18 protein-coding genes are annotated in these 14479 nt (G+C 45.3%); 8 read left to right on the forward strand and 10 right to left on the reverse strand.

Annotated elements, in window-relative coordinates; all coding sequences use genetic code 11:
• Window position 1: 1 nt before the first annotated feature.
• Window positions 2-934 (reverse strand): SDR family NAD(P)-dependent oxidoreductase, encoded by a 933-nt coding sequence (locus QRD89_RS13480; protein ID WP_286096884.1) that lies wholly within the window; start codon window positions 932-934, stop codon window positions 2-4.
• Window positions 935-981: 47 nt separating this feature from the next.
• Window positions 982-1557 (reverse strand): TetR/AcrR family transcriptional regulator, encoded by a 576-nt coding sequence (locus tag QRD89_RS13485; RefSeq protein ID WP_353477954.1) that lies wholly within the window; start codon window positions 1555-1557, stop codon window positions 982-984.
• Between the two features lie 393 nt (window positions 1558-1950).
• On the opposite strand from QRD89_RS13485, the gene QRD89_RS13490 reads away from it, so the two are divergent.
• Both QRD89_RS13490 and QRD89_RS13495 read left to right on the forward strand, forming a co-directional pair.
• On the forward strand, window positions 1951-2286 hold the full coding sequence (locus QRD89_RS13490) for a hypothetical protein (RefSeq protein WP_286095447.1): 336 nt from the start codon (window positions 1951-1953) through the stop codon (window positions 2284-2286).
• 147 nt (window positions 2287-2433) lie between these two features.
• Window positions 2434-3924 (forward strand): potassium/proton antiporter, encoded by a 1491-nt coding sequence (locus QRD89_RS13495; RefSeq protein ID WP_026578279.1) that lies wholly within the window; start codon window positions 2434-2436, stop codon window positions 3922-3924.
• Window positions 3925-3970: 46 nt separating this feature from the next.
• Here the strand turns inward: QRD89_RS13495 and QRD89_RS13500 are convergent, their stop codons facing one another.
• Together QRD89_RS13500 and QRD89_RS13505 are read right to left on the reverse strand one after the other, a co-directional pair.
• Entirely contained in the window at window positions 3971-4195 is a 225-nt protein-coding gene (locus QRD89_RS13500; protein ID WP_008637555.1) for a hypothetical protein, read from the reverse strand.
• A 112-nt stretch (window positions 4196-4307) separates the two neighbouring features.
• On the reverse strand, window positions 4308-5366 hold the full coding sequence (locus QRD89_RS13505; protein WP_026578278.1) for a M20/M25/M40 family metallo-hydrolase: 1059 nt from the start codon (window positions 5364-5366) through the stop codon (window positions 4308-4310).
• A gap of 122 nt (window positions 5367-5488) precedes the next feature.
• Here QRD89_RS13505 and QRD89_RS13510 point away from each other — a divergent pair, with 122 nt between their 5' ends.
• On the forward strand, window positions 5489-6046 hold the full coding sequence (locus QRD89_RS13510) for a thioredoxin family protein (protein WP_286095448.1): 558 nt from the start codon (window positions 5489-5491) through the stop codon (window positions 6044-6046).
• A gap of 97 nt (window positions 6047-6143) precedes the next feature.
• Window positions 6144-7142, forward strand: coding sequence for a potassium channel family protein (locus tag QRD89_RS13515; RefSeq protein WP_008637552.1), 999 nt, complete (start codon window positions 6144-6146; stop codon window positions 7140-7142).
• On the opposite strand, the gene QRD89_RS13520 is transcribed toward QRD89_RS13515, so the two are convergent.
• The 3 genes from QRD89_RS13520 to QRD89_RS13530 form a co-directional block, all read right to left on the reverse strand.
• Window positions 7125-7541: a YugN-like family protein gene (locus QRD89_RS13520; RefSeq protein ID WP_026578276.1), complete on the reverse strand. Its 417-nt coding sequence runs from the start codon at window positions 7539-7541 to the stop codon at window positions 7125-7127. The two genes, QRD89_RS13515 and QRD89_RS13520, sit on opposite strands and share 18 nt — an antisense overlap.
• A 95-nt stretch (window positions 7542-7636) precedes the next feature.
• Window positions 7637-8983, reverse strand: coding sequence for a glucose-6-phosphate isomerase (locus tag QRD89_RS13525; RefSeq protein ID WP_008637550.1), 1347 nt, complete (start codon window positions 8981-8983; stop codon window positions 7637-7639).
• Window positions 8984-9127: 144 nt separating this feature from the next.
• Window positions 9128-10294 (reverse strand): iron-containing alcohol dehydrogenase, encoded by a 1167-nt coding sequence (locus QRD89_RS13530; RefSeq protein WP_286095449.1) that lies wholly within the window; start codon window positions 10292-10294, stop codon window positions 9128-9130.
• Window positions 10295-10440: 146 nt separating this feature from the next.
• Between QRD89_RS13530 and QRD89_RS13535 the strand changes: the two genes are divergently transcribed.
• On the forward strand, window positions 10441-10677 hold the full coding sequence (locus QRD89_RS13535) for a DUF378 domain-containing protein (RefSeq protein WP_008637547.1): 237 nt from the start codon (window positions 10441-10443) through the stop codon (window positions 10675-10677).
• Between the two features lie 44 nt (window positions 10678-10721).
• Here the strand turns inward: QRD89_RS13535 and yugI are convergent, their stop codons facing one another.
• Window positions 10722-11108 (reverse strand): S1 domain-containing post-transcriptional regulator GSP13, encoded by a 387-nt coding sequence (yugI, locus tag QRD89_RS13540; RefSeq protein ID WP_008637545.1) that lies wholly within the window; start codon window positions 11106-11108, stop codon window positions 10722-10724.
• 180 nt (window positions 11109-11288) lie between these two features.
• Here yugI and QRD89_RS13545 point away from each other — a divergent pair, with 180 nt between their 5' ends.
• Together QRD89_RS13545 and QRD89_RS13550 are read left to right on the forward strand one after the other, a co-directional pair.
• Complete coding sequence (locus QRD89_RS13545) at window positions 11289-11642, forward strand: helix-turn-helix domain-containing protein (protein WP_008637544.1); 354 nt, start codon at window positions 11289-11291, stop codon at window positions 11640-11642.
• Window positions 11643-11852: 210 nt separating this feature from the next.
• Complete coding sequence (locus QRD89_RS13550) at window positions 11853-13019, forward strand: MalY/PatB family protein (protein WP_008637542.1); 1167 nt, start codon at window positions 11853-11855, stop codon at window positions 13017-13019.
• Window positions 13020-13063: 44 nt separating this feature from the next.
• On the opposite strand, the gene QRD89_RS13555 is transcribed toward QRD89_RS13550, so the two are convergent.
• Together QRD89_RS13555 and QRD89_RS13560 are read right to left on the reverse strand one after the other, a co-directional pair.
• Window positions 13064-13633, reverse strand: a complete 570-nt coding sequence (locus QRD89_RS13555; RefSeq protein WP_026578273.1) for a superoxide dismutase family protein — start codon at window positions 13631-13633, stop codon at window positions 13064-13066.
• Window positions 13634-13722: 89 nt separating this feature from the next.
• Complete coding sequence (locus tag QRD89_RS13560; RefSeq protein WP_008635681.1) at window positions 13723-13929, reverse strand: hypothetical protein; 207 nt, start codon at window positions 13927-13929, stop codon at window positions 13723-13725.
• Window positions 13930-14054: 125 nt separating this feature from the next.
• Between QRD89_RS13560 and kapB the strand changes: the two genes are divergently transcribed.
• Entirely contained in the window at window positions 14055-14435 is a 381-nt protein-coding gene (gene kapB, locus QRD89_RS13565; protein ID WP_008635689.1) for a kinase-associated lipoprotein KapB, read from the forward strand.
• Window positions 14436-14479: the final 44 nt, after the last annotated feature.

Below are 14479 nucleotides of genomic sequence, written 5' to 3' on the forward strand. Positions count from 1 at the left end.
TCTAAGAACGGGGTCCTGCCATCGCTTCCATCGTCCGACCAATACCGTCTTTATACGATGTTGTCGGTACAGGACCGATCTCCCTTTCGAATTTGGCTCCCGATAAAACAACAGGCTGTTCATATAAATACATCATTTCCACGAACTCTCTCATCATTTTGTCAAATAGACCAAGCATCCTCACCATTCCTTTTGTGACAGTAATCACCCGTTTGTCATAACCGCTTTCTCCTTTTAACAACCGGATAATCTCCTCTCCCGATATGACTCCAGCTCCTGGTATATTCCACGTCTGTCCGTATGCAGAAGGGCGAATCGCCAGCGAAAGAAGTGCTTTCGCACCATCCGGGGTATAAATATATTCCCTTGGCTTCCGCTTATCTCCAATAAATATCCCTCGTTTATTTGCAGCTGCTCCTTGCAGCGTTTGGCCAAGAACCGTATTTTCTGCATTGGGCCCGTAAAAATCAGGGAAATGAGCAATCATCCAAGGTACCTGCGCTTCCCTTACAAGGTTTTCAACTTCTAAACGGATGTTCCCCTTTTTAGTTAAGGGAACTTTGGGAGCATCCTCCTTTATTAAAGTTCCCATTCCGGGACCATAGGCATAAATATTGTCGACAATGACCAATTTACTGGCTGCCTTTTCCGAGGCGTTTATGACATTCTGCATCAGCCGCAGCTGATGTCCCGCCCATTGATAGTAAGGAATGTTAACCGCATGGAAGATCACATCGACTCCCTTAGCAGCCTCATGCAAATCTGCTTCTGAGAACACATCCCCCACTAAGATCTGCGCCCTTCCCCGGAACAACCGTTTCAGCTTTTCTTCCGTTCTTGCAAATGCAACGACCTCTATTCCTGCTTCCAAAAGTTCTTCCACCAGGGCGCTGCCCATTCCCCCGGATGCTCCTAATACCAATGCTTTTTTCATCATTCTCCACCCCTTATTAACCACTGGTCAATTATCTGCAAAAAAATTTATATATCCAGTGATTTTATAATAAATTCTGCATGACCTTCTACGAGACTTTTTATTTCGTTAAACGTCTGCCCTGTCTTGTAATAGTGAACGACGAAACCGTGTAAGGATAAAAACGCCGACCAGATGCTCTGGGTCGTTGCGCATTTAGGCCCGACAAGCGCAGCAACTGCCTTGGCAAACCGTTCATAACTCTTATTTGGCTCCTCATTCATGAGCGTGTTCAATTGCTCATCTTTGATTAGAAACATCATTTCATAATGACTGGAGTAATCGATACCGAATTTCATGTAGGCGATGAATAGGTGTTTCAACTTTTGTCCAGGATCTGCTTCTTTCTTCATTATTTCTTCCAGGATTTCATCGAGGAGCGCGAAGTCTTTGGCTACGACAGCATAAAATAAACCGGCTTTATTATTGAAATGATAATAAATCATTCCATGGCTCATTTCCAGCTCGGCAGCGATCTGCCGCATGGACACATCTCTGAATCCTTTCTTTACAAAGAGATCTCTGGCGACGTTCAATATAGCTTCTTGTTCTACTTGCTGTTCGATCGGTTTTCTAGGTGTAATCGCTGACTCCCCCTCATTTATTAACCACTGTTCAAATAAAATATAAAACAATTAGAATTTTATGTCAATAATAATTACCATAGCAAAAACCCGGTCCTTTACAGATAGGGTTCCAGCTCAATCACTCTATCCATTCCGCCATGTTCTTCATATTCCGTCTCATCTTCGGCCGGGACGGGTCCTCCGCTCGATAGCCGAAGGCCGCCATGACAAATTTTCTCTATCCAACATACCATGCGTTTACCCTCGTTAACTGTTCACGCAGTTTGGGGTCATTCACATGAGAAACTCCCTTGCGGCATCACGCACATTTCAAAACAAGTTTTACAGCCAAAGTTAAGAGAGAGAATCTCTGATATAATGATTAGGTACTTTCAGGAAAGGGGGACCGCGATGAAGAAAGATATTTTTTTGATATTGATGTTTTTTTTGAACTTCGCCGTTTTTTTCAGTCCATCTGAAAAAATCGACGATATAAGAAGCACACTGGCTCATGACTCCGAATTCTCAGCAGCCGTTTCTTATTCTGATCATCAGGCCGTCAAAATACAAAACCAATCGATTCCCCACCCCGTCAGTACGAAAGGCCTCGATCCAACAATTTGCGGGGCCTCCCCTGCAGATTTCCCCGTGGCTTTTGATAAGATCCGTTTCCGAAATATCGATCTTTCCAAAACCAGCAGGCCGGGGTTTCTCATTACGATATATCATCAGTCTAATTACATATGAAATCTCCTTATGACAAACGTATGATCTTGATTCAATAAGGAGACGAATTCGAATGAATGGAAAAGATAACCATACCTATATTTTCGTCTGCTTCCTTATCTTCATTCCCAATTCGTCAAACGCCATTCATAAGGAGAATTTCATTACATGTTTTTTGATACATTTGGAACAGATGCATTTTTATTATTAGTCGCTTTCCTGCTGTTCAGTGGGATCTTTGCTGCTAAGTTTTCCAACAGATGGGGTGTGCCTTCCCTCATCTTGTTCATCATCGTAGGTATGCTTGTAGGAAGTGACGGACTCGGAATCATTTATTTCGATAACGCAGATACAGCTCAGCTTATCGGTGTGCTGGCTTTGGTGATCATCTTATTTGAAGGTGGTCTGCATACGAAATGGGCAACGGTCCGTTCGGTAGCCGTGCCCTCTCTATCACTCGCTACCGTGGGAGTCTTAGTAACCTCCTCGACGATTGGAGTCGCTGCCTATCTCCTCTTCGATTTAACATTACTGGAAGGTCTCCTTCTAGGTGCTATTGTTGGATCGACAGACGCCGCCGCGGTTTTTGCGGCTTTGAAAGAAAGAAATATAAAGGCAAAGATGGGTGCCACATTGGAAGCAGAATCAGGAACCAATGATCCGATGGCCGTTTTCCTCACGCTTTCATTCATTGAGCTGATCACCAAACCGGATGGTTCGATCTGGATGCTGATCCCGACCTTTTTTCTCCAAATGGGGATAGGTCTCGTGTTGGGGATCATCTTTGGGAGGCTCGCTTCTTATTCCATCAATAATATTAAACTAGGGTCCAGCGCATTATACCCTATTCTTTCGGTGGCCTTCGCCCTGATTACTTATGGGATTACGGCATTCGTCGGGGGAAGTGGATTCCTAGCCGTTTATATTGCTGCCCTTGTTATAGGAAACAGGGAGCTTACGTACCGTTATTCCATCTTTCAATTCAATGAAGGATTCGCCTGGATGGCTCAGATCCTTATGTTCATCATCTTGGGACTTCTCGCGTTCCCGGAGCAGGTTTTCTCTTCTGCTGTCATCGTAGATGGCTTGATTCTCTCCATCCTGTTGATTGTCGTCGCCCGTCCGCTCGCCGTTTTCTTATCCTTGATCAAGCTAAAGTATTCCGTCAAGGAGAAGCTCTTCATTTCATGGGCCGGATTGCGCGGAGCCGTACCGATTGTGCTCGCTACCTTTCCGATTGTAGAAGGTTTGGAGAACAGTCAAATCATCTTCAATATCGTCTTCTTCATCGTTCTGACCTCTGCTCTCGTGCAAGGGGCCAGCATCTCTTGGGTGGCCAAGAAGCTGGACTTGGTCGGACCTCAGAAGGATGTACCGCACCACTCGATCGAGCTTATATCGATGGGGAAAGCGGCCGCTGAAATGGTGCAGTTCCAAACGAGCGAAGAATCCGCGCTTGTCGGCCAGAAATTGAAAGAATTGACGCTGCCGAATCATTCAAATATTAACGCAATCATCAGAGACAACCAGGTCATCACCCCCTATGGCGAGACCGTGATTCAAGCCGGCGACTTCCTATATATTCTCGTCGAATCTAAATATAAAGATCAGTTGAAAAAACGCTTGGAGCAGCGAGCATCAAAAAAAGATCGAGGATAGATAAAAGAGCGAAGCCTGACGGCTCCGCTCTTTTTTACCTTATAATTCAGCTCAGCCGCTTCTCAGGAGCCGCTTTCACTTTTTCCGTCGCGTCGATGAACAACTTCAACGTCGAAGATACTGTCGATACATCCACCAGTCCGTCCTCACTGTCTTTCACTTTATCAAGCTGAAGCAGGAGATAATCATCGTATCCCTGCAGCTGCAGCTGGCCCGCGCAAATTTTCCCTTTCAAAGACAAAATTTGTTCGTGTAGTCTTTCCCGCTCCATGCAGATCACTCCCTCATATTAGAAAGATTATATCTGCTATTCTTGCCAACTATGACTACTCTTAACCAAAACAAGACAAAACGCCCGGATAAATATCCGGACGTTCCCTGTCTTAATCTTCAAGTGGATTCAAGCTTTCTTCCCCGGTCATACCGGCAATCATGTCGACGAGAAGCTCAATCTCCTCTTCTATATCCTTCATGCTTACTGTTTCAACTGGAGAGTGCATATAACGGAGTGGTAAAGAGACGAGACTGACCGGTACTCCACTTCCCGTCAACCGCATCTTATCCGCATCGGTGCCTGTCATCCTTGGTGTCAATTCGTACTGGACGTCCATGTTCAGCTTTTTGGCCGAGCGTTCCAGCCATTTGTTGATCTTACGGTTGATCGGCGCTCCCTTGGCAAGAACCGGTCCACCATCGAGCCGGACGTCTCCATATTTGCTTTTATTTACTCCAGGGTAGTCCGTGGCAAACGTCACGTCGCAGGCGATCGCCATGTTCGGCTGTATGCCCGCTGCTGCGAAGTACGCACCACCCATGTTCGTTTCTTCATTGACCGTGCTCGCCGCATAAACACCTACACGGAGCTTCTTGTCCTTTAACCGTCGTAAAACTTCCCCAACGATGAACTGCCCCGTTCTATTATCCAGTCCACGACCTGCTATGTAACGATCCATAAGTATCTCAGGCTCTCGTTTGTAGACAGCAAGATCGCCAATCTGCACGTACTCTGCGATTTCATCCTTGGATTTTGCTCCACAATCGATAAAGAGATCTTCCACACCGAAATCCCCTTTTAAGCCTCCGTGGTGCTGCGCATTGACGCCGATCACTCCTGTCAGCTCCTTTTCTTCCCCAAGGACTCTCACTTTCATACCGACAGCTGCTTTCGGATTGATGCCTCCCATTTTATCAAAATGGAGATATCCTTGTTCATCAATCCTGTTGATGACTAATGCAATTTCATCACAGTGACCTGCAAGCAGGATCTTGAAGTCCGCATCCGGGTTAAGGACTGCAATCGCATTACCGGCATTATCGGTTCTTATCTCATCCGCTGCTTCTTCCATATCCGCAATCCATTTCTTCTGTATCTCCATCTCCATGCTGGAGGGGGACGGGGTAGTCAATAGTTCCATTAAGAAATTAAGTCGATCTTCATTCATAATTACTCCTCCTTCACCTTTCCATCATATCAAAAATAACGGGGAAAACATTAATCGGATGCATATTCCTTTGCGGGAACGGGAACAAGACCTTGTATGGATTTTTTGAGGAGGAATTAGTTATGCGCTTAGAAGAATGGTTTAACAATGGAATGACGGCACAAACGTACGTCGATCAAATGCAGACACATCAGGAAAACTTTATTTATATATACGAAAATTTCGGGATACCGGTCGAAGATGAACCAACATTTACGCGCTCCCGAATGAACGGACTTCGAGCGATTGTGTTAACCGAAGACTGGTGCGGAGATGCCATGATGAATGTACCCATTTTCCTTCGTATGGCGGAAGCAGCTCAAATACCAGTTCACTTCCTTTTGAGAGATGAGAATTTGGATTTAATGGACAACTATTTGACAGACGGACGTGCCCGTTCTATCCCGAAAATCATCTTGATGGATAAGAATGGGGAAGAAGTGGCAAACTGGGGACCGAGAGCGCCCGAAGTCCAACAGTTCATTGATACAGCAAGACAAGGCCTTCCGGATAAAGAGGCCGAAGACTTTAATGAAAAACAGAAAGAAATGCTTACCTTCATTACGAAAGCTTACCGTGATCATCATGATTTTTGGAATTATGTGTATGAAGATTTAAAGAAGACATTCTTTTCTTATTAACAGCTTGCCGCCTGCCCTGTCGTGCGGCAGGCTTTTTCTATGTTTGAATACGTTCTTCCAGAGACATACTGTAGATAAAAAAAGGGGCACCAAAGCCATGCAGCATTGGGTACGTTTATATTTTCAACTGCCACTGTTTCTGAGATTGTTAGCAACGGTGTTTTTTACGATGACGTTGTTCGGATTCGTCATCCATATGATTGAACCCGCAAACTTTCCAACCGTCTTTGACGGAATCTGGTGGGCATTCGTTACGGGAGCAACCGTCGGGTATGGCGACTATGTTCCATTAAGTCCCTATGGTAAACTGATGGCTATCCTGCTGATCTTATCCGGTGGTGGACTGGTCACTTTCTACATGGCTACACTCTCCGCTTCCACCGTCAAGCATGAGACGGATCTATCGGAAGGAAAAGTCCCGTACAAAGGAGCCAAACACCTGGTCCTCATCGGGTGGAACGAGCGGACAAGACATTTGATCGATATGATTCAGAAGCATCAGCAGCCGGAAGAAGTCGTGCTGATCGACAGAACGATGAATACCTTTTATCAGCGCCTTCCCTCTGTCCACTTCATCAGCGGCAGCGCGACGAATGAAGAAACGTTGGAGAAGGCAAATCTGCTTCATGCCAAACTTGCCATCATCACTGCGGATCCTTCTTTATCAGAAGAACAGTCCGATCAGTCCGTCATCCATCAGATTGTCGCCGCAAAGGGACACCACCCCGGGCTGTTTATTATCGCAGAAGTACTGACAGATAAGCAGAAAATTAATGCGGAACGGGCCGGTGCGGATACCGTCATTCGCTCCAATGACTTCATGAGCAGCCTCTTCTATCAGGAACTCTACCGGAATGATCCGGCGAAGCCGTTCGAACTCCTGCTCGGCCTGCTTGCAGAACGGCAGTTTCATGAAGAAGCTGTTCCAAAGTCTTTGATTGGAAATCCTGTCACGGAGGCCTTCCAATACTATATGAAAGATTGTTACCAGGTCATCGCTGTCCGCCGCAGGGAAGATGTGCTGTTTCACATCCATCCGGACCTTACGCTGCAAGAGGGAGACGTGCTCGTTGTTTTCTCACCGCTTCGTAAGTAATGCTTGTTCCACCTTTTTTAACAACTCCCGCCCTGTATGCACGTGTTCTTCAGGGAAACTGGCATCTTTATCGACAGGCTCTTGAAATTGATCAAAAATGGCTCGGAAATTCCCTTCTTTCACATTATCATCGAGACCCGGGTTATATTTATGGGAGAGCAGAAAGGGTTCCTTCATCTCCACAAGTGCATAATCACTAGGTGCGTCCAAAGATCCTGAGGTCACGACGAACGGAAGACGAATAAACTGGTAGCCGACATGATCATCAATTTTATAATCGAAATAACCATGCTCATAATCCCAATTATCCGCTAGTTTAAAGCCGAGACCCTGAAGTTCCTTCTCCAGTTCATTAAACTTATAAGTCGTTCCTGTAAGCGGGGAAGATAGTGGTATCATCGCTCATCACTCCTTTCTCTTTTACTATGCCCAAATAAAACAAGGGGGATCATCCTTTTTATGGATGATCCCCCTCTTTATGCTATTTACTACCTTTATAGTCTTTTCTCCAGTTTCTCTTTTTCATCTTCAAAGCCAGGCTTACCCAGAAGAGCGAACATATTCTTCTTATACGCTTCTACGCCGGGCTGGTCAAACGGATTGACACCCAAGAGGTATCCGCTGATTGCACAAGCCTTCTCGAAGAAGTACACAAGGTAACCAAAGGTGAAAGCATCACGCTTCGGAAGGTGAACGATCAAGTTCGGCACATCTCCGTCTGTGTGAGCGAGCATTGTACCGAGGTATGCCTTCTCGTTGACTTCGTGGACTGTCTCCCCTGCAAGGTAGTTCAAACCGTCCAGGTTCTGCTCGTCTTCCTCGATCGTAATATCAGAATTGGAATTCTCCACGTGAAGGACCGTTTCAAACATATCTCTTCGTCCATCCTGAATATATTGTCCGAGAGAGTGCAGATCTGTAGAGAAGTTGGCAGAAGCCGGGAAGATTCCTTTGTAATCTTTGCCTTCACTTTCTCCAAACAACTGTTTCCACCATTCAGCGAAATACTGAAGGGACGGTTCATAATTGACAAGCATTTCAATTGTTTTGCCTTTGTTGTAAAGAACGTTTCTTACAGCAGCATATTGATAAGCAGGGTTTTCCGACAGCTTGTCCGTGCTGAGTTCTTCACGAGCCTGCTGCGCGCCTTTCATCATTTCCACGATGTCGATACCACTTGCCGCGATAGGCAGCAGACCAACGGCAGTAAGAACAGAATAACGGCCGCCTACATCATCTGGTACCACGAAGGATTCATAGCCCTGCTCGGTAGCAAGTGTTTTAAGGGCACCTTTATTCTTATCCGTTGTAGCATAGATGCGCTTCTGCGCTTCTTCCCTGCCGTATTTTTCTTCCAGGAACTTACGGAATACACGGAAGGCAATAGCAGGTTCCGTCGTCGTTCCGCTTTTCGAAATGACGTTGATGGAAACGTCTTTATCCTTAAGCACATCGAACAAGTCGTTCATGTAAGAAGGACTGATGCTGTTTCCTACAAAGAATACCTGGGGAGTTTTTCGCTCTTCTCCACCGAGTACATTGTAGAAGCTGTGGTTCAGCATTTCCAGCGCTGCACGGGCACCAAGATAAGATCCGCCGATGCCGATGACTAAAAGAACATCAGAATCGGATTGAATCTTCTCTGCTGCTTTTTGGATGCGGGAGAACTCTTCTTTATCATAATCTTCAGGCAGATCAACCCAGCCTAAAAAGTCGTTCCCTGCACCGGTTTTCTCATGTAGGTTCTTATGAGCCAGAGAAACGGCTCCCTGCATATATTCTAGTTCATGTTCACCAAAGAACGGCAAAGCTTTTTCGTAATCAAAACGAACGTGTGTCATATATGTCCCTCCAAATCATCATTTTACTTCATCCACTTTTCACTTTATCGGAACCTTTCATCCAAATCAAGCAAGCACTTTCATGAAAGCGTGTACAAATAGAATTCATCAAAAAAGGTGCGGGCAGCCCGCACCTTTTCTCCATTACTTGGACATTTCCAGAATCTTCTGTACGTCGTCTTCTTTAAGCTTGTTGAAGTTCCCGAAAGCTCCTCGTTTCATGGAACGATCGACAATAACGTCGAACTTCTCTTCTCCGATTTCGTAATCGGCAAGTCGCTCAGGCGCTCCGAGGGAAGACCAGAATTTTCTCAAAGCATCGATTCCTTCTTCCGCCACTTCCTTCTCGCTCTTACCTTCTGCATTGACGCCGAATACGTTTGTCGCAAGTTTAGCGAAACGGGACGGGTCCACTTCCAGGTTATGCTTCATCCAGTTAGGGAAGAGAATCGCCAGTCCACCAGCATGTGGAATATCATAAACGGCGGAAACAGCATGCTCGATGTTGTGACTCGCCCAGTCTCCGCGATATCCCATTTGCAGCATACCGTTAAGTGCGATCGTTCCAGCATATAGAATCGTCTCACGATACTCGACAGATTCCAGATTATCAAGAAGCTTAGGGGCCGTTTCCATGACAGCACGCAGGACGCCCTCGATCATTTCATCCTGTACCGGTGACTTGGTCGGATTGTGGAAATATTGTTCAAACATGTGCGTCATCATGTCTACGATTCCGTAGATAGTCTGATCTTTCGGAACACTTGTCGTGTAGGCGGGATCCAAAATGGAGAACATAGGGTTTGTCAAAGGCGCAGCACCCCAGCCGTACTTCTCATTCGTTTCCCAATTTGTGATGACCGCACCGGCATTCATCTCACTACCTGTAGCAGCAAGGGTAAGGACCGTTCCGAACGGAAGCGCTGATTCTGGTGTCGCCTCTCTTGTAACAAGATCCCAGGCATCACCATCGTATTTGGCTCCAGCAGCAATGGTCTTCGTGCAGTCGATGACACTTCCACCGCCTACAGCGAGGATGAAGTCGATATCGTTTTCCTTGCATGCCTCGACCCCGCGTCTAACCGTGGAAAGTCTAGGGTTTGGCTCTACACCGGAAAGTTCAAAAACCTCTACCTCTGCCTTTTTCAATTCCGCCACAACTGCATCATACACGCCGTTACGCTTGATGCTTCCCCCTCCATAAACGAGGAGAACTTTATTTGTATTTTCAGGTAATTCCGTTTGTAATTGTGTCACTTGGTTCTGTCCGAAAATTAATTTCGTCGGATTATGAAATTTAAATGCATCCATTGATAAAACTCCCTTCATGAACATTCGATGATTATTATCCCCGAATTCAGATGATATCTCAAAAGAAATGCTTGATGAATAAATACGACCCGCTTGTTCAATTATAAAGACGAACCATGAACTTATAAAAAAAAGGAGGTTGGACCATGAGTTGGATTCAACGTATCGCCCTTCTGCTTATCATCGTAGGCGCAATCAACTGGGGATTGATCGGATTGTTCCAATATGATTTAGTCGCAGGACTATTCGGCGGTGGCGAACAAAGCGGTGCCTTCGCTCGTGTCATATATACACTTGTAGGGATCAGCGGACTTATCGCCATTTCCATTTACTTCTCACCGGCAGCAGAATACAGCGACCGGACAGCGGAAACGACTGAATAAAAAAAAGCCGGGTCCTAGAGGACCCGGCTTTTTCTACCTGTACATTATTTACGGAATTTTTCGCGGTCGTCCGATTGTTTGATCCAATCTTCCAACTTGTCTTTAAGCGTGTTGAAACCTGCAGTTGATTCTTCATGCTTTGGTGCTGCAGCCTGCTTGCGCGGACGACGTGGTGCTGCCTTTGGAGCTTCCTGTGTCGCACGGATAGATAGAGAATACTTGTTGCTCTTCTCGTCGATGTTCAAGATCTTAACTTGAACTTCATCACCTTCAGAAAGGTGCTCATTAATATCTTTCACATACCCGTGGGTAACTTCTGAAATGTGCACAAGACCTTGAACTTTTTCATCCAATGCAACGAAAGCACCGTAGGGCTGAATTCCTGTAACTTTACCTTCTAATACTTGACCTTCTTGGAACTTCTCTGACATTCTATACAACTCCTGATTTGTTATTATTCGCTTCATTTCACGCAATTAATGATTTTAGCACAAAAACCTCCAATAAGCAAAGTACAGTTTTGATAAACACCCTTTATTTTTCGGAATTTCGACACTTTGTGCATTATTGAACATGGTATAATAGATAATAATGACAGAGGAGGAACCTGTATGTCTGTAGGAAATAATATTAGGAAATACCGTGAGTTAAAGAATTTCACTAAAGAAGAGCTCGCCTTGAAAGCGAGAATGGGCGTCCAAACATTGGAAAGCTACGAAACAGATGAGCGCGCCCCGGAATTAGATACCATCCTTAAAATATCAACCGTTCTGGATATCCCGGCATCCGAACTGATGGAATTTCAAGAAGAAGATACAACCATTGATGAAGAGTTGCAGAACTTGATTGCAGAAGTGGGCGTCAAGCGGACTAAACTCTTGTTGAAAAAGACACGGGATTTCTCGGAAGAAGACGTTCTTCATGCTATGAAACTACTTTATGAATTAAATCAGCAAAAAAAATGAAAAAGTAGGTTTATAATCTATCAAAACTGGATATATTAAATAATGTAAGACTTTCTCGTATTCCCCCTGTGTAAGCAAAGCGAACGTTCGCTTTGCTTCTTTTTTTTGCTCTCTTTTCCCCATCATCCCGGTCAAACAACATATTTTCTTCTTCCATGGATTTTCGGTTATGATAGATTACAGAAATTAAAAGTATAGGAGGCCATCGTTTTGGAACAGTTCAAACGAGTCATTTCACGTAAGGGAACCCGCTCTGTCAAATGGGATATGGCAGAAGAATTGTATAAAGATAAAGACGTTCTTCCTATGTGGGTAGCAGACATGGATTTTCAGACCCCCAAGGCGGTAACGGCAGCAATAAAGGAACGTGTCGATCACGGCATCTTCGGCTATACAGTCCCAGATGACCGCGTAAAGCAGCAGATCGTACAGTGGCTTCAGACTAGACATGATTGGTCCATCGATCCGGAGTGGATTACCTACAGTCCCGGTGTCATCCCTTCGCTTCATATGATCATTCAATCATTGACCGATATTGGTGACAACGTCATTATCCAGACACCGGTCTATCCACCGTTCTACAGCGTAGTCAGGGACCACGGGCGTCACATCATTGAGAACCCGCTGATCGTAGAAGGAAACAAATATGAAATTGATTTTGAGGACTTTGAGAAGAAAATTAAAGAAAACAACGTCCAATTATTTATTCTCTGTAATCCCCATAACCCGGTCGGACGTGTTTGGACGCGGGAAGAGTTGAACCGGTTGAGCAGCATTTGCCTTAAGCACGATGTCCGAATTATTGCTGATGAAATACATGCGGATCTTATATACAGCGGGCACCGTCACATTCCAATCGCCTCTGTTTCTGAAGACGTCAGCAGAAAGACTATCACCTGCATGTCACCGACCAAAACGTTTAATTTGGCGGGGCTACAAGCATCTTTCGTCGTAACTGCTGATAAAGAATCGAAAGAGAAGCTTGATAAGCAATTTAAAAATCAAGGAATGGGTATGTTGAATACTCTGGGGCTTACAGCAATGGAGGCGGCATATGAGCACGGCGAAGAGTGGCTGGAAGGACTAATGACAACCCTGGAAGAAAACAGGGACTACGTTATGGAAAGGCTCCATAACGAAACCGCTGTACGTGTCTTTCCTGCGGAAGGAACCTACCTGCTTTGGCTTGACTGTACCGGGTTGGAAATGAAGCACAGCGAACTCAAATCCTTCATGCAGAAACAGGCAAAAGTCGGTTTAAATGACGGCGTCTCCTTCGGTAAAGCAGGAACAGGATTTATGCGGATCAATATCGCTGCTCCCCGCTCTACCATTGAAGAAGGTGTATCACGAATTATCGAGGCTGCAAGGAAATAGAAATGCGAGTAGATAAAAAGCCGCCCGGCCGGGCGGCTTTTTATCTACTCTTCTTTTTTATCTGGTTCCGTCGGATCGCTTGCTTCATCCCCATCCGCTTTCAGCGTAATTTTCCCACATGCAACCCGCTCTCCGGAATTACCGGAAGGCTGGGACATTCCATCATCCGCTTCACTCGTAATGACCAAGGAGGTGCCCTCTTTTCTTAAAAGGGACATTTGGTCGTCTTTCAAGGTAGCTTCCGGAAGCACCAATTCTGTATCCACCATTCCGCTGGCATCCGCTTCGACGTTAGGAAGATCGCCGGCATGCGGCCCCTTCTCATTCATTAACCCGTGATCCTTGGATAGTGGATTAAAGTGATTACCTGCTGTTTGAAAGTCCGGCGGCTCACATTTAGGAAACTCGTGAATATGTAAACCGTGTGGACCAGGTTCAAGTCCTTCTACCTTCAAAGTCACTTGAACACCCTCCGGCGTTTCCTTTAATGTGGCCGTACCAATTTTGTCGCTCTCTGCATTATAGATCGACGTATCAAGCGGCGACCTCTCTTCTCCTGTGCACCCGGCCATTAATATTAGCAATAAAGCTGTTCCTATCCATTTGTTTACCATCTATATCCGCCCTTCCAACATAGTTATGGATAGTATCTCCCTATACACACAAAATATGAGGAAGGAACGGGATCATAAAAAAAAGCCGCTCAGGATTTCCCTTCCCGCGGCTTTTGATCTTCACGATTCATGGTATCGGGTGTTTGTTCTAGCTTGTCCCACTTCTTCTCTTCTTTCTGAGAGGCCCTGATAATCCAAATCATAGCGAGCGATGCCAACACGATGAAAAGCAACAGCATGAATACAGCCGGGATGTATTCCGACTTGTCCTCTGGAAAGTACAAAAATTCCATCATAGCAAAACCACTTCCTTCCATTTCATTATAACAAAGACACAAACCCTGTTCTTACCTCCCCGTCATTTTTTCCAACGAATAGGACCTTTGCTATAATGGTGTAAAAGATATATGGAGGTCTAATAATGACGGAGATAAAACAGGGAAGCACCGTTAAAGCCCATTATAAATCAGGAATCTACATAGGCGAAGTCGTAGAGGACCGAAATCGATTTTTCCTGGTGAAAGTGTTGGCCGTGGCAAAGCACCCCATGCAGGGAGACCTGCACAATCCAGGGAAGACCGAGGACGTCTTCTTTCACCAAAGGAAGGCCTTGAGCTATACGGAAAAAGCAAACGTTCAGAAAGAAGCCGTCCATCTGTACGAAGGGGATATCCCGGAGTACAAGCAGTCATTAAAAGACTCCGTTGAAGCATTAAAGGAAAAGTTAATGCGCAGGGAAACGACGTTTAACCAAAGCGCAAAAGATAGACTCGAAGATCTTGAGCGCCAGTATTTCGAATGAGGGAAAACCACCCTTCAAAGCCAATGAAAGCGCATTTGTTTTCT

Source organism: Halobacillus sp. ACCC02827 (assembly GCF_030291935.1).
Taxonomy (GTDB): Bacteria; Bacillota; Bacilli; order Bacillales; family Halobacillaceae; genus Halobacillus.

Bases quoted from the DNA above. Each gene is read 5' to 3' on its own strand.
- QRD89_RS13480 (WP_286096884.1), bottom strand. From the start codon at position 934: ATGAAAAAAGCATTGGTATTAGGAGCATCCGGGGGAATGGGCAGCGCC.
- QRD89_RS13490 (WP_286095447.1), top strand. From the start codon at position 1,951: ATGAAGAAAGATATTTTTTTGATATTGATGTTTTTTTTGAACTTCGCC.
- QRD89_RS13495 (WP_026578279.1), top strand. From the start codon at position 2,434: ATGTTTTTTGATACATTTGGAACAGATGCATTTTTATTATTAGTCGCT.
- QRD89_RS13500 (WP_008637555.1), bottom strand. From the start codon at position 4,195: ATGGAGCGGGAAAGACTACACGAACAAATTTTGTCTTTGAAAGGGAAA.
- QRD89_RS13505 (WP_026578278.1), bottom strand. From the start codon at position 5,366: ATGAATGAAGATCGACTTAATTTCTTAATGGAACTATTGACTACCCCG.
- QRD89_RS13510 (WP_286095448.1), top strand. From the start codon at position 5,489: ATGCGCTTAGAAGAATGGTTTAACAATGGAATGACGGCACAAACGTAC.
- QRD89_RS13515 (WP_008637552.1), top strand. From the start codon at position 6,144: ATGCAGCATTGGGTACGTTTATATTTTCAACTGCCACTGTTTCTGAGA.
- QRD89_RS13520 (WP_026578276.1), bottom strand. From the start codon at position 7,541: ATGATACCACTATCTTCCCCGCTTACAGGAACGACTTATAAGTTTAAT.
- QRD89_RS13525 (WP_008637550.1), bottom strand. From the start codon at position 8,983: ATGACACACGTTCGTTTTGATTACGAAAAAGCTTTGCCGTTCTTTGGT.
- QRD89_RS13530 (WP_286095449.1), bottom strand. From the start codon at position 10,294: ATGGATGCATTTAAATTTCATAATCCGACGAAATTAATTTTCGGACAG.
- QRD89_RS13535 (WP_008637547.1), top strand. From the start codon at position 10,441: ATGAGTTGGATTCAACGTATCGCCCTTCTGCTTATCATCGTAGGCGCA.
- yugI (WP_008637545.1), bottom strand. From the start codon at position 11,108: ATGTCAGAGAAGTTCCAAGAAGGTCAAGTATTAGAAGGTAAAGTTACA.
- QRD89_RS13545 (WP_008637544.1), top strand. From the start codon at position 11,289: ATGTCTGTAGGAAATAATATTAGGAAATACCGTGAGTTAAAGAATTTC.
- QRD89_RS13555 (WP_026578273.1), bottom strand. From the start codon at position 13,633: ATGGTAAACAAATGGATAGGAACAGCTTTATTGCTAATATTAATGGCC.
- QRD89_RS13560 (WP_008635681.1), bottom strand. From the start codon at position 13,929: ATGATGGAATTTTTGTACTTTCCAGAGGACAAGTCGGAATACATCCCG.
- kapB (WP_008635689.1), top strand. From the start codon at position 14,055: ATGACGGAGATAAAACAGGGAAGCACCGTTAAAGCCCATTATAAATCA.